The organism is Paenibacillus chungangensis (genome assembly GCF_042675905.1).
Taxonomy (GTDB): domain Bacteria; phylum Bacillota; class Bacilli; order Paenibacillales; family Paenibacillaceae; genus Pristimantibacillus; species Pristimantibacillus chungangensis.
Window position 1 is genome coordinate 44,960 of record NZ_JBHTJZ010000023.1, and the last position, 14,726, is coordinate 59,685.

Annotated in this window: 10 protein-coding genes; 7 read left to right on the forward strand and 3 right to left on the reverse strand. The window is 54.5% G+C overall.

Annotated elements, in window-relative coordinates; genetic code table 11:
* Positions 1-21 precede the first annotated feature (21 nt).
* The 7 genes from ACFQ2I_RS14790 to ACFQ2I_RS14820 all read left to right on the forward strand — a co-directional run bounded on the left by ACFQ2I_RS14790 (position 22) and on the right by ACFQ2I_RS14820 (position 11,627).
* Positions 22-912: a carbohydrate ABC transporter permease gene (locus tag ACFQ2I_RS14790; RefSeq protein ID WP_377565275.1), complete on the forward strand. Its 891-nt coding sequence runs from the start codon at positions 22-24 to the stop codon at positions 910-912.
* 15 nt (positions 913-927) lie between these two features.
* A complete protein-coding gene (locus ACFQ2I_RS14795) occupies positions 928-1,779 on the forward strand; it encodes a carbohydrate ABC transporter permease (RefSeq protein ID WP_377565277.1) in 852 nt (283 codons plus the stop codon).
* Positions 1,780-1,799: 20 nt separating this feature from the next.
* Positions 1,800-3,209 (forward strand): sulfatase family protein, encoded by a 1,410-nt coding sequence (locus tag ACFQ2I_RS14800; protein ID WP_377565279.1) that lies wholly within the window; start codon positions 1,800-1,802, stop codon positions 3,207-3,209.
* A 41-nt stretch (positions 3,210-3,250) separates the two neighbouring features.
* The gene (locus tag ACFQ2I_RS14805; RefSeq protein ID WP_377565281.1) at positions 3,251-5,425 is read left to right on the forward strand and encodes a glycoside hydrolase family 3 N-terminal domain-containing protein; all 2,175 of its coding nucleotides are present in this window, start codon (positions 3,251-3,253) and stop codon (positions 5,423-5,425) included.
* 17 nt (positions 5,426-5,442) lie between these two features.
* Entirely contained in the window at positions 5,443-8,829 is a 3,387-nt protein-coding gene (locus ACFQ2I_RS14810) for a GH36-type glycosyl hydrolase domain-containing protein (RefSeq protein WP_377565337.1), read from the forward strand.
* 102 nt (positions 8,830-8,931) lie between these two features.
* The gene (locus ACFQ2I_RS14815; RefSeq protein ID WP_377565283.1) at positions 8,932-9,909 is read left to right on the forward strand and encodes a LacI family DNA-binding transcriptional regulator; all 978 of its coding nucleotides are present in this window, start codon (positions 8,932-8,934) and stop codon (positions 9,907-9,909) included.
* Positions 9,910-10,163: 254 nt separating this feature from the next.
* Complete coding sequence (locus ACFQ2I_RS14820) at positions 10,164-11,627, forward strand: amino acid permease (protein WP_377565285.1); 1,464 nt, start codon at positions 10,164-10,166, stop codon at positions 11,625-11,627.
* Positions 11,628-11,746: 119 nt separating this feature from the next.
* On the opposite strand, the gene cyoD is transcribed toward ACFQ2I_RS14820, so the two are convergent.
* From cyoD to ACFQ2I_RS14835, 3 genes are read right to left on the reverse strand one after another with little or no spacing between them, the layout of a single operon-like run.
* Positions 11,747-12,088: a cytochrome o ubiquinol oxidase subunit IV gene (cyoD, locus tag ACFQ2I_RS14825; RefSeq protein ID WP_377565287.1), complete on the reverse strand. Its 342-nt coding sequence runs from the start codon at positions 12,086-12,088 to the stop codon at positions 11,747-11,749.
* A gap of 1 nt (position 12,089) precedes the next feature.
* The gene (cyoC, locus tag ACFQ2I_RS14830) at positions 12,090-12,728 is read right to left on the reverse strand and encodes a cytochrome o ubiquinol oxidase subunit III (RefSeq protein ID WP_377565289.1); all 639 of its coding nucleotides are present in this window, start codon (positions 12,726-12,728) and stop codon (positions 12,090-12,092) included.
* Positions 12,728-14,716 (reverse strand): cbb3-type cytochrome c oxidase subunit I, encoded by a 1,989-nt coding sequence (locus ACFQ2I_RS14835; RefSeq protein WP_377565291.1) that lies wholly within the window; start codon positions 14,714-14,716, stop codon positions 12,728-12,730. The genes cyoC and ACFQ2I_RS14835 overlap by 1 nt, the downstream gene beginning before the upstream one ends.
* Positions 14,717-14,726: the final 10 nt, after the last annotated feature.

Here is a 14,726-nt window from a genome sequence, read left to right on the forward strand (position 1 = left end):
TAAAGGAAGTGAATATTTCCGATGAAAGGTTTTCTGAATCGCCAAGCGCCTTATGTATTTATCGCGCCAACGCTGCTTCTGTTGTCCCTATTCTCGCTTTTGCCCATTCTGGTAGCTCTCGTTATCAGCTTTACAGACATGGATTTGGGCGGGCTAGCCAACTTCAGCTCTGTCGAATTTATAGGCTTTACCAATTATGTTGAGGTGCTTGCCGATCCCGTGTTTCATAAGGCGATCTTCAATACATTGTTCTATGTCATCATCGGCGTTCCATTTGTCATCTTGTTATCTCTCGGCATTGCGCTGCTCATTAATTTGGGGACGGCGAGAATATTCAAAGCTTTTCGTGTCGTCTATTACTTGCCTTCCGTGACGAACATCGTTGCGGTGGCGGTCGTATGGAGCTATCTGTACAATCCTTCCATCGGCTTGTTCAACTATATGCTGAATGCTGTAGGCTTGCCTGATGTCGGCTGGCTGACAGAGCCGACGACAGCGAAGATCTCACTCATCATTTTGGCCGTATGGAAAGCGATTGGCTTGAATATGATTATTTTCATTGCCGCGCTGCAAGGTATACCGAAGACTTACTACGAAGCTGCGCAGCTCGATGGCGCGAACACTTGGCAGCAAGTATGGCATGTGACCATTCCCATGCTTCGCTTTGCGATTTTCTTCGTATCCATTACGACGATGATCGGCTGGCTGCAGTTTTTCGAGGAGCCATTCGTTATGACTGAAGGCGGACCGCTTGACGGCACAGTCTCGGTAGCCTTGTTCATCTATCAGAACGGATTCCAGTTTAATAACTTCGGTTACGCGGCTGCGGGTTCATTTGTTCTGTTCGTAAGCATTATTGCCGTTACGCTTGTTCAGCTAAGATTGCAGAAGAACGAGTCGGACATGACATAGGAGGCGGAAGAAACCATGAGTGCACTGACGAAGAAGGGAAGGCGCATCGGAGGAAATAGTAAAGCCTTTCAATGGATTGCCGGCATTGTTCTGGGTATAGGCGGCGTTTTGTTCATGCTTCCTTTTATATGGATGATTCTATCCTCCTTCAAGCCGGAGAAGGAGATTGTGCAGATTCCGCCGACTTTATGGCCCGATACGTTTACGCTGTACAACTTCAAATATCTGTTCGAGAATATGAACTTTGACGTTTACCTGAAAAATACGCTGATTATCGTGCTGTTCTCATTCTTGGGTTTGTTGCTCAATGCGCTGGCTGGCTTCGGCTTCGCCAAGTACAAGTTCAAGGGCAGAAACGTCCTGTTCGTTGCCGTGCTGGCGACAATGATGATTCCAAGCCAGGTAACGATGATCCCCGTATACCTTATTCTCAATTCCATGGACCTGACCAACACGATGATGGGCATTGTGCTGCCGGGCATGGTCACAGCCTTCGGCATCTTCCTGTTCCGCCAGTTCATGTCGACGATTCCGACGGAGCTGCTAGAAGCGACCAGACTGGACGGAGCGAGCGAATACCGCATCTTCTTGCAGATTGCGCTGCCGATCTCAAAGCCGATATTGGCCGTGCAGGCGATTCTGACATTTATTGCTGGTTGGAATAGCTTCTTGTGGCCGCTGATAATTGCCAATGATGAAAGACTATATACATTATCCGTAGGGTTAGCGCTGCTGAAGGGGCAGTACGCCGGCAACTATGGCCTGCAGATGGCGGGTGCGGCATTCATGGTGGCCCCTGTTATCATTTTGTTCACGTACTTCCAGAAGCATATTATTGAGAACTTTACGATCTCCGGCATGAAATAATTCGTTGGAAAGAAGGTTGTATGATGTCAGCTTCCCTCTATAAGCGTCCCAATATTTTGTTCATTATGTCTGACGATCATGCCTCGCATGCGATCAGTGCATATGGCAGCAAGGTGAACCGGACGCCGCAGTTAGACCGTCTCGCAGAGGAGGGCATGCGTCTGGACAATTGCTTCTGCACCAATTCCATCTGCGCGCCCAGCCGCGCCGCCATTCTGACGGGCACCTACAATCATATTAACGGCGTGAAGACACTGGGCGACGATCTGGACGGCAGGCAGGTGACATTCCCCAAGCTGCTGCAAGAGGACGGCTATCAGACGGCGATGATCGGGAAGTGGCATCTTGGCCACGGCGGGCATTACGATCCGACAGGCTTCGATTACTGGACGGTACTGCCGGATCAAGGCGATTATCACGATCCTCAGTTCATTGAGATGGGGACGATGAAGCAGTATCGAGGCTATGTGACGGACTTGATTACGGACATGTCTCTGGACTGGATCGATAAGCGCGATCCCGCGCGGCCATTCATGCTCATGTGCCATCATAAAGCGCCGCACCGCCACTGGGAGCCAGATGAGAAGCATATGCATCTCTATGAGGATACCGATATTCCGGAGCCGCCGACGTTCAATGACGATTATGCGACGCGTTCGCAGGCGGCTGTCCAGGCGAAAATGCGAATAGACGATCTGAATGAGCTGGATACGAAAGGAGCGCCTCCGAAAGGGTTATTGCCGGAAGAGGTGCGGAAGTGGAAGTATCAGCGGTACATGAAGGATTATTTGCGCTGTATCGCGTCGATAGACGACAACGTAGGCCGAATGCTGGATTATCTGGAGGAGCAAGGGCTGGCGGAGGATACAATCGTCATCTACACATCGGATCAAGGATTCTTCCTCGGCGACCACGGCTGGTTCGACAAGCGGTTCATGTACGAGGAGTCGCTCCGTATGCCGTTCCTGATCCGCTATCCCAGAGAGATTAAGCCGGGGTCGGTCAATTCCGATATTGTGCTGAATACGGACTTTGCCCCTACCTTCCTGGAATATGCCGGCCTCGGCAGGCATGAGCGTATGCAGGGCAGGAGTGTGAGGCCGCTGTTGAACGGCGATACGCCGGCAGACTGGCGTACGGCGATGTATTACCGCTACTGGATGCATCTCGACGGATGCCATGAAGTGTATTCGCATTATGGCGTACGCACGCATGACTATAAATTGATTTATTATTACGCGCAAGCGTTAGGAACGACGGATTCGCGCGATGAATCAAGGCCGCCCGAATGGGAGTGTTTTGATTTGAATAAGGACCCTTACGAAATGAACAACGTGTACGGCCTTCCGGCATACAAGGAGCGGATAGCGGAATTGACCGCGCTGATGGAACGGCTGATGGAAGAGGCGGGGGACGAGGGCGTTCATTGAGATGTGTTGTTGGTGAGAGCGGGAAGAGGAGGGAGCTTCTTATGAGAGAACAACAATTGCAATCACTGCTGCAGGAGATGACGCTGGAGGAGAAGGTGGCGCAGCTGCTTCAGCTGGCACCGGCCTTCTTCGAAGGAGCGGGAAGCGAAGGACAGATAACGGGCCCGCTGCAAGGAATGGGCGTGAGCAAGGAGGAGGTTCATGCGGCAGGTTCCGTGCTGGGGATTGGCGGAGCGGAGGAAGCGATCGCGATTCAGGAGGCCCATATGCGCAATCATCGCTTGTCCATCCCGCTGGCGACGATGGCCGACGTCATCCATGGCTACCGGACGATCTTCCCGGTGCCGCTGGCGATGGGCTGCAGCTGGAGCCCGGAGCTGGTGGAGCAGTCTGCGGCCATAGCCGCCAAGGAGGCCTCCGTCTCCGGCATTCACGTCACGTTCTCCCCGATGGCGGATCTGACGCGCGATCCGCGATGGGGAAGGGTGATGGAGTCGACCGGCGAGGATCCGTGGCTGAACAGTCTCTATGCCCGGGCGTTCGTGCGGGGCTATCAGGGCGGCCAAGATGGCGACTTGTCACAGGATAAGCATCGTCTGGCAGCTTGCATCAAGCACTTCGCCGCATATGGTGCGGCTGAGGGCGGACGCGACTACAACACGGTCGATATGTCGGAATGGATGCGTCGCGAATTTTATATGCCGGCATATCTCGCAGCGCTGGAAGAGGGCTGCGAGATGGTCATGACGGCGTTCAATACGGTCGATGGCATTCCGGCTACGGGCAACCGCAGGTTAATGCGCGAAATGCTCCGGGAGGAATGGGGCTTCGACGGGGTGCTCATCTCCGACTGGGGAGCGGTGAAGGAGATGATCCCGCACGGCGTCGCCACCGATGAGCGGGAATGTGCCTATAAGGCGATTCAAGCGGGCGTGGACATCGAGATGATGTCCCCTTGCTATATTCGCCATCTGCAGGAGCTTGTCGAGAGCGGGGAAGTGGCGGAGAGCCTTGTGGACGAAGCCGTGCTGCGCATTCTGAAGCTGAAGAACAGGCTTGGACTGTTCGAGCAGCCCCACCGCGGAGCCGATCCGGAAGCGGAGAGGCGGATCGTATTCAGCGACGAGCACCGTCAGGCAGCACAGCAGCTGGCGGCGAAGTCGTGCGTGCTGCTGAAGAATGAGGATGTGCTGCCGCTGGATAAGGCTCATCGCGTAGCGCTGATCGGGCCGTTCGCAGAGAGCCATGATGTGCTGGGGCCATGGTCTTGCATGGGCGTGAGGGAGGATGCCGTCACGCTGAGTGAAGGCATGGCGGCAATCGCGGCATCGCATGGCATGTTGGAGTCTGTGCCATGTAGCTTGGAGCATATAACGGAAGCGGAGAAGGAGCGTGCGATAGAGGCGGCTCGCCGTGCGGAAGTGATCGTGCTGGCGCTTGGCGAAGGCTCCGAGATGAGCGGCGAAGCGGGCTGCCGCGCCGATATCGCACTGCCTTCGGCGCAGCTGGAGCTTCTCCGGAAGCTGAAGGAGCTGGGCAAGCCGATCGTTGTCGTGCTGTTCAATGGCCGCCCGCTTGATCTGCGCGTCGTTGATGAGGAGGCCGATGCCATCCTGGAGGCTTGGTATCCCGGCAGCAATGGCGGCGCAGCCGTTGCCGGACTTCTGTATGGTCTGGACAATCCGTCCGGGAAGCTCGTCATGTCCTTCCCTTATGCGGTCGGCCAAGTACCGGTCTATTACAACTGCTTCAATACGGGCCGTCCGCAGAATGCGCCGGATGCTCAGGAACGCTATGTCTCGCAGTACCTGGACATTCCGAACGAGCCGCTTTTCCCATTCGGATATGGCCTGAGCTACACGACGTTCCAATACGCTCAAGCGACATTGTCGGATGAGAGGCTAAGCATGGACGGCAAGCTTGAGCTCGCTGTGAGTGTGACCAACACAGGCGTATTGGCGGGAGAGGAGATTGTGCAGCTCTATATAAGAGATGTTGTGGGCGAAGCCGTCAGGCCGCTTCGCGAGCTGAAAGGCTATCGGAAGGTGAAGCTGCAGCCAGGCGAGACATGTCACGTAAGCTTCGATATTACGGAAGACATGCTGCGTTATCATCACCCGGATTTGCAATTCGGAAGCGACCCTGGACAATTCATGGCATTCGTAGGGCCGAATAGCCGGGATGTTCAGGCGCTTGCATTTATACTGACACCATGAGAGGGAGGAGACTGATGATGAGGACGGAAGTGATCCAATATACAGTGCCCATTGAAGCCGACGGACTGCGTTTTTCTTTCTTCAGAAGCGGGGATATTCAGGATATACGATATAAAGACTTGATGCTGAACGAAGTGATGGGCAATCCGCTGGACGGATCGATGAATAATCTGTACCTGCGCCGTCACGATGAGGAAGGGATCAAGGCGGCGCCGTTGATCGGACATCGCGCAGGCGGTCGGGTCAGCTTCGCGCAGCGCAGAGTGATCTGGCGGGGCGAGGCGCTGGGCGTAGCTTATGAGGTGAGATTCACGCTAATGCCGGGACATATATGGTTCTGGGATGTGCGGTTAAGCGGCCAGGGAGTCAAGGTGGACGTTGTCTATGGTCAAGATATGGGACTTGCCGATCGAGGTGCCGTTCGCACGAATGAAGCGTATATGTCGCAATATGTGGACCATGCGGTATTCCGGGACGAGCAGCGAGGTTATGTCGTATGCTCGCGTCAGAATCAGCCGATGTCGACGGGCTTCCCGTATATGCAGCAGGGCGCTCTGACGGGAGCGGACGGCTTCTCCACGGATGGCTTCCAGTTCTTCGACCTTTCCTACAAGGAGACGGATGAGCCGGAAGCGTTGAAGCGGGAGCAGCTTGCCAATGAAGTGTATCAATATGAATTCGCCTATACGGCGCTGCAATCGAAGCTCGTCGAGCTGGAGGGGATGGCTTCATTCGTCTTCTACGGCATGCTGAAGCCGGATCATCCGGAAGCGATTGACGAGCTTCGATTCCGTGAGGAAGCGGAGGAGGCATGGCGATTGGCCGAGACGCTTAAGCTTGATGCGGATGTAGAGGAGCCGGGCGAGGAGCTGCGGATGAATCCAGCTATTGGCCGACCAGTCGTGGCAGCCCCCATGTCGATGCAGGAGATCGTAGCCCGGTTCCCTGATCGCCATCAAGAGGAACGGGATGGGGAGGAGCTGCTCTCCTTCTTCACCGGCAGACATGAGCATGTCGTGCTGAAGGCGAAGGAGCTTCGCGTGGAGCGGCCGCACGGTCATATCGTCATGAGCGGCGATAATACGAGGATGAACGAGTCTGTGCTAACGTCCACGCATTATATGTACGGTATCTTCAATTCCCAGATTACGATCGGCAACACGTCCTTCCATAAGCTGATGTCGAACGCTCGCAATGCGCTTAATGTGCTCAAGACGTCGGGGCAGCGCATCTATGTGGAGCTGGACGGGGAGTATCGGCTGCTGACTATGCCGTCTCTCTACGAGATGGGCTTCAATTATTCACGTTGGCTCTATAAGCTGCAGGACAAGGATGATACTATTGTTGTCACCTGCTGGACGAGTGCGGAACGGCCGAAGCTGGCGCTGGAAGTAGTGTCGGAGAGGGGCATCGCCTACCGCTATCTGGTGACGAACCAGATAACGATGGCGGACAAGGAATATGAAGTGCCGTTCCGAATGACAGAGGATGGCCATAATGCATTCATGTTCTATGCGGTCAATGAAGCAGAGAGCGGCTCCGTATGCCCTGACTTGCACTATCGGATGAGCGTAACGGGAACGTCCGCTCAAGCGCGGGATGAGCAGCTGCTGGCGTCGGCTGCTCCTGCAGGCTCCGCCTCACTCGTCGTATTGGAGCTTGCAGAGACGGCTGAATGGCGCTTGACGGTACAGGGCTATCTGGAAGCGGGCGAATCAGTAGACGAGAAAGCATTGCAAGGTGCTCGATCTGCAGAAGCGGATATTGAAGCTTACCGCTCCTTCCTGCGAGCGGTCATGAACGACTTCCTGCTGTCCCATCCCGATGAAGAGAAGCGGTGCGAACTTCAGAAGGTCAACGCGTTGGCCTGGTGGTATACGCACAATATGCTGGTTCACTATTCCGTGCCGCACGGACTGGAGCAATACAGCGGGGCGGCATGGGGGACGCGTGATGTATGCCAAGGGCCGACGGAATATTTCATGGCGACTCAGAAATACGGGCAGATTCGCGAAATTTTGCGTACGGTGTATTCGCATCAATACGAGAGCGACGGCAATTGGCCGCAATGGTTCATGTTCGATCGCTATTACCGGATTCAGCAAGAGGACAGTCACGGCGATATTATCGTCTGGCCTTTGAAGGTGCTTGGCGACTATTTGCGGGTAACGGGCGACTTCTCCATTCTGGAGGAGAAGGTGCCTTATACGCTGAAGGGCGGCGAGCAGACGAATCAGAGCTACACACTCCTGCATCATGCGAAGAAGGAAATCCAGTATATAAAGGATCACTTCCTGCATGGCACGCATCTGTCTTCGTATGGAGATGGAGACTGGGACGATACGCTCCAGCCCGCCAATGCGAAGCTGAAGCAGTATATGGTCAGCAGTTGGACGGTATCGCTCACCTATCAGGTGACGAAGGAGTTGTCCCGTGTGCTGCAAGTAGAGGAGCGGCATCGTGAGCTGGCCGGCGAATTGGAAGAGATGGCACAAGGCATCTATCGCGACTTCCATCAATATCTGATCATGGACGGCGTCATTCCTGGCTTCGTATACATGGAATCCTCCGATGCGGTCGAGCCGCTGCTGCACCCGCGGGATGAGAAGACCGGCATCCAGTACCGCCTTCTGCCGATGACGCGCAGCATGATCAGCGAGCTACTGACATCGGAGCAGGCGGATGCGCATTATGAATTGATTAAGCAAGAGCTCTATTGCCCTGACGGCGTACGGCTGATGAACCGTCCAGCAGAGTACAAGGGCGGCGTCAGCACGCGCTTCAAGCGAGCGGAGCAGGCGGCGAACTTCGGCCGTGAAGTCGGCTTGCAGTATGTGCATGCCCATATCCGCTTTATCGAAGCGATGGCCAAGCTGGGCAAGGCCGATGAAGTATGGAAGGGACTCGGCATGATTAACCCGATCGGGCTGAGGGACGCGGTGCCGAATGCAGAATGGCGCCAGAGCAATGCCTACTTCAGCAGCTCTGACGGCAACTTCAAGGATCGGTACGAGGCGCAGAGCGGCTTCTATAAGCTGCGAAGCGGCGATGTGGGCGTGAAGGGCGGCTGGCGCATCTATTCCAGCGGGCCGGGGATCTATATCAATCAGCTCGTATCGCATGCACTTGGCATACGGCAAGAGGGCGGAGATCTGGTGCTCGATCCTGTATTGCCAGAGGAACTGGATGGCTTACAGTTCCAGTTCCAATACTTGGGTCGCAATGTACAGTTCCGGTATGCGATTCGTGGACGGCATATCGGTGAGGTGAAGGTGAACGGGGAAGCTGTACCACTGTCAACGCTGGACAATCGCTATCGGAAGGGCGGAGTTCGAATTCGCCGTTCGCAGCTGGAGGCCATACTGAGAGATGGAGTCAATACGATCGAATTGGCGCTGTTATAGTCGGGTTGGTCAAGATTAATAGGGATTTTGCTTAACAAACCCCTGACATTTGATATACTCTAAAGATAATAAATGGGTTAATGGAAGATAGGAGCGAGAGCTGTGGTAAGTATTAAGGACATTGCCAAGCACGCAGGAGTTTCCATCTCGACGGTCTCCTATGCTTTGAACGGAAGCCCCAAAGTCACCGAGGAGACGAAGGGAAGGATATTAGCTGTCGCTAAGGAGCTTAATTACGTACCAAATGCAGCAGCCAGGCAATTGAAACCGAGAGAGACAAAAATTATAGGCTGCTTCCTGACGACCTTCGCCGGCGCGTTCTACGGATCGCTGCTGCAAGGAATGAAGGAAGAGCTCAACAGACGGGGGTATGACCTGATCATCTGCAGCGGCACCCAGTCGCATCGCATGCTGCCTGAGCGTATGCTGGACGGGGCGATCGTGCTGGACCGCTTCTTCACCGACAAGGAGCTGCTGCTCCATGCCGAGCGCGGACATAAACTTGTCGTATTGGATAGGGAGCTTAATCATCCAAACATCGTCCAAGTACTGCTGGATAATAAGGCGGGCGCGACCTTCGCCATCGAGCATCTGCTGGAGTACGGACATCGGAAGATCTACGCTGTCAAAGGGCCTGAGGGCTCCTTCGACGCCGACCAGCGCTTGCAAGCAGTGCGTCAGACGATGGAGCGAAACGGCACGGCAGAGTATATCGAGCTGCCAGGCAACTTCGACAAGGCTAGCGGCGAGGCGGCAGCGATACGAATTATGGATGAATATACCGGCCAGGTCGCAGTATTCTGCTTCAATGACGAGATGGCGATTGGTATGTATCAAGCGTTGAAGGGAACAGCGTTCCGGATCGGAGAGCATATTCACATTATCGGCTTCGACCATCTGGAGATAGCGGAATATCTCCAGCCTCCGCTCGCTTCCATCCACTATTCCGAGAAGCGGTGGGGTGCAGTAGCTGCAGAGCAGTTAATTAAGCTCATCACCGACGAAGGTGCGGAGCATGAGCGGATCTATGCATCGCTTGCCGAGGGCGGGTCCGTGCAGCGTCGGAATAGCTTCAGTTAGATAGTGAAGAGGCAGTCTCTTATAGAGGGGCTGTCTCTTTTTTTGTGAGATGACGAATGTAAGCAGCTGTCCCGCCAAGCCGAAGGCCGGCTCGCGAGACAGCTGCTTGACATTTGCGAGCTCAAGCATATCGTATCAGGCGGGCAGATGGTTGTATATGTGCGAACTGGGAAAAAGTAAAATGGAAACCGTCCGGGATTGGCACTATAATAAGAAGGTTGAAAGCTGGAATGAAGGTTAGAGAGGAACAAGCAATGAGCAACCAGAGCAGTCAGAAAAAGCAAGGAAACGGGCAGTTGGTGCGCGGGCTGAAGGCCCGTCATATGACAATGATTTCGCTGGGCGGGTCGATCGGGACAGGACTGTTCCTGGCCAGCGGCGGCGCCATCCATAACGCGGGTCCGGGCGGAGCGCTTCTCGCCTATGCGGCGATCGGATTTATGGTCTATTTTCTTATGACCAGTCTGGGGGAGATGGCGGCCTATATGCCGGTGTCGGGTTCCTTCAGCACTTATGCCGGGCGGTTCGTCGATCCGGCGCTCGGCTTTGCGCTGGGCTGGAATTATTGGTTCAATTGGGCGATTACAATCGCCGCCGAGACCTCCGCAGCAAGTCTTATCGTGAAGTATTGGCTGCCGGAGTCTTCTACTCTGTTATGGAGCGCGTTATTTTTAGGCATCATGGTATTCATTAATTATTTGTCGGTGCGCTCGTTCGGCGAGTCGGAATATTGGTTCTCAATGATCAAGGTCGTCACCGTCATCGTCTTTATTGTGGTAGGTGTCCTGATGATAGCCGGCATTATGGGCAATAATGCACCGGGCTTGCATCGGTTGACGGAAGGGGACGCTCCCTTCCATGGTGGATTCCTGGCGATGCTCGGCGTATTTATGGCGGCAGGCTTCTCCTTCCAGGGGACTGAGCTGATTGGCGTGTCAGCCGGGGAGAGCGAGGACCCGGCGAGGAATGTTCCGAGAGCGATCAAGCAGATCTTCTGGCGTATACTGTTGTTCTACATTATGGCCATCTTCGTTATTGGCGCTCTTATCTCGTATAACGATCCCATGCTACTGAATGCCAACGTGACGAATATCGCGGTCAGCCCATTCACTATCGTCTTCGAGAGGGCGGGATTCGCCTTCGCGGCCTCCGTCATGAACGCTATTATCCTCACGTCGGTGCTGTCTGCGGGCAGTTCCGGGCTGTACGCTTCCACTCGCATGCTGTGGGTGCTTGCGAAGGAGGGAAAGGCGCCGGGCTGGCTCCGCTATTTGAACCGGAGAGGCGTCCCTGTAGCTGCGCTGGCCGTGACAGCCGCCATCGGCATGCTGGCATTCCTGGCTTCCCTGTTCGGAGACGGCGTGGTGTACGTCTGGCTGCTGAACGCCTCCGGCATGTGTGGCTTTATCGTATGGCTGGGCATATCGATTAGTCATTACCGCTTCCGCAAGGCGTTCGTGGCGCAAGGACATCGGCTGGACGAGCTGCCTTACCGAGCAAGATGGTTCCCGTTCGGCCCGATCATCGCCTTCTTCATATGTTCCATTGTGATCGTCGGACAAGGCTACTCCATGATTCGGGACGGGAGCTTCAATATATACGGGTTTATAGCTACCTACATCGGTCTTCCAATTTTTATCGCCGTATATGTCGGCTATAAGGTGAAGTATCGCACTCGCGTCGTTCCGTTGGAGCAATGTCGATTCGGAGACGAATAACTCTCGATACCTCCGCGGTATCATGAGCGCTTGGCGGAGTAGTTGAACGACAATATGATGAGCATTAAAAGGCTGCCCTTCCGCGGAAGGGCAGCCTAATCTGCTTATTCGGTATAGCCTTAAGTGGCGACCTGGTTGTAGGTCATAATCCAGATCGAGCCTGCGACGATTGTAAGCATGATGATCAAGCCGAAAATCAACGCGATCAGGTTAAAGCGCGGCTTCTTCTCATCTCGGATATGCATGAAGAACAGCAGCTGTACGCCGAATTGCAAGATGGCCATGACCAGAATCAATACGGTAGTCGCCTGCTTGCTGAACATGTCGTTCATGACCGCCACAAGCGGAATGATCGTCAGTACGATGGAAAGCAGGAAGCCGGTGACGTAAGCCTTGATAGAGCCGTGTCCGCCGTGCTCGTCGTGCTGTTCATGCGCAGCGTGGTTCGTATGGTTCGCCATTCTACATCACCCCCATCAGGTACACGATCGTGAAGACGAAGATCCAGATGACATCAAGGAAATGCCAGTACAAGCTGACAATGTTCACTTTCCGCTTCGTTACTGTCGTAATGCCCCTGCGGGACAATTGAATAATGAGTGCGGTCATCCATACCAGGCCGACCGATACGTGCAAGCCGTGTGTGCCAACCAGTGTAAAGAAGGCGGACCAATAAGCGCTTGTACCGATCGTAGCGCCCTCGTGTACGAGGTGCAGGAACTCCGTCACTTCCAGATAGATGAAGGATGCGCCCAGCAGCGCTGTAACCGCCAGCCAGAAGATAAGCCCCTTCTTATTGCCCTTGTTCATCTCCAGCAGCGCAATGCCGCTTGTGAAGCTGCTTGTCAGCAGAATGAACGTGGAGATGATAATGCCGGTCATCTCGATCAGCTCGCCGCCGGTAGGACCGGCGGCCGTATTGTTGCGAAGAACGATGAATGTGGCGAACAGGACGCCGAACAGAATGACGTCGCTGATCAGGAACAGCCAGAAGCCGAACGTCTTCATCTCTTCTTGCTCATGGTGATCATGATGATCGTGGCCGCCATGACCGTGATGGGAGCCGTGAACGGCCGTCTTCTTCATCATTGCCTCTGCCATTAGTGAGCCCCCCTTGCAGCGGCTTCCGTCCGCTCGATTTCTTCTACAGGGATATAATAATCCGTATTATACGTGAACGATCTGACAAGCATGCATACCGCGACGCCGATCAGGCCCGGAATGACCATCCAGGTCCAATCCCATACGAAGCCGAAGCCTGCGATGAACCAGAAGATAGACATGATGAACGCATTGCCTGACTTGCGCGGCATATGAATCGGCTCAAGCGGCGCTTGCTCTGCCGCAATTACCTCCGGCGCATCAGGTTCTCCGCGCAGCTTGCGCTGCTTCTTCTCCCACCAATCGTCCTGATGTGTCACGACAGGAAGACGGGCGAAGTTATACATTGGCGCAGGAGACGGAATGGACCATTCCAGCGTTCGTCCGTCCCAGTTGTCGCCGGTTGTTTCTTTCTTCAAGAACTTGATGCTGTGCGCGATCTGCCATACCTGGAAGATGAACGCGATGCCCATAAGGAAGGCGCCGACGGTCGATACGACGTTCAGCGGCTGCCAGCCCATGTCGAAGTTGTACTCGTTGAACCGGCGAGTCATGCCCATAAGTCCGAGCGCATATTGTGGCATGAAGCAGACATAGAAGCCGATGTTCCAGAACCAGAATGCCCATTTCCCCAGTCCTTCATGCAGCTTGAAGCCGAACAGCTTCGGCCACCAGTAGTACAGGCCGGCGAAGTAACCGAACACGACACCGCCGATCAGTACCTGATGGAAGTGGGCGATCAGGAAGTAGCTGTTGTGGAACTGGAAGTCTGCCGGCGCGACGGACAGCATGACGCCGGTCATACCGCCCACGACAAAGCACGGGATGAAGGCAACCGTCCACAGCATCGGCGTAGGGAAGCTGAGCCGTCCCCTGTACATTGTAAATAGCCAGTTGAATACTTTCACGCCTGTCGGTATAGCAATCAGCATCGTCGTGATCGCGAAGAACGCGTTGACGTCTGCTCCGGAGCCCATCGTGAAGAAGTGATGCGCCCAAGTGAAGAAGGAGAAGAAGCTGATGGACATTAGCGCGAATACCATCGATTTGTAGCCGAACAGCTTCTTCTTGGAGAATGTCGCGACGATCTCGGAGAAGATGCCGAATGCCGGCAGAATCACGATATAGACTTCGGGATGTCCCCACATCCAGATTAGGTTAATATACATCATCGGGTTGCCGCCGCCGTCCAGCGTGAAGAAGTGCGCGCCGAGATAGCGGTCAATGAACAGCAGGAACAGCGTTACCGTCAGAATTGGGAAAGCGAACAGAATCGTGACGGATGACGATAACACTGACCAGGTGAACATCGGCATCTGCATCAGCTTCATACCTGGAGCGCGCATCTTCAATATCGTAACGATAAAGTTGATGCCGGTCGCAAGCGAGCCGATACCGGAAATCTGAATGCCCCATATATAGAAGTCCTGGCCGACACCCGGACTTCCCGACAGACCGGATAGAGGCGGATAAGCCAGCCAGCCAGCGTCTGGCGAGCCGCCGATGATGAAGGACAGGTTGAATAGCATGGCCCCGAAGAAGAACATCCAGAAGCTGAATGAGTTCAGGAACGGGAAGGCTACGTCTCGCGCGCCGATCTGCAGCGGCACCATAATGTTGAACAAGCCGAACATAAGCGGCATGGCCATGAACAGAATCATAATGACGCCGTGCGTCGTGAAGATCTGGTTGTAGTGCTCTGCGTTCAGGAATTCCATCCCTGGGGCGGCCAGCTGCACACGCATGAGCAAGGCGTCGACGCCTCCGCGGAACAGCATAAGCAGGGAAGAGATAATGTACATAATGCCGATCCGCTTGTGATCGACCGTGGTCAGCCACTCCGTCCAGAGCCAGCGCCACTTCTTGAAGTAGGTCAAGGTGAATACAATCGCTACCAGCGTCAGAGCAATAGACACTTGAGCTCCTAGAATGAGAGGGTCGCCCGTAACGAAAAATTCGGATGAAAATGCTTTGATTTTATCCCACATGGTTATGAGT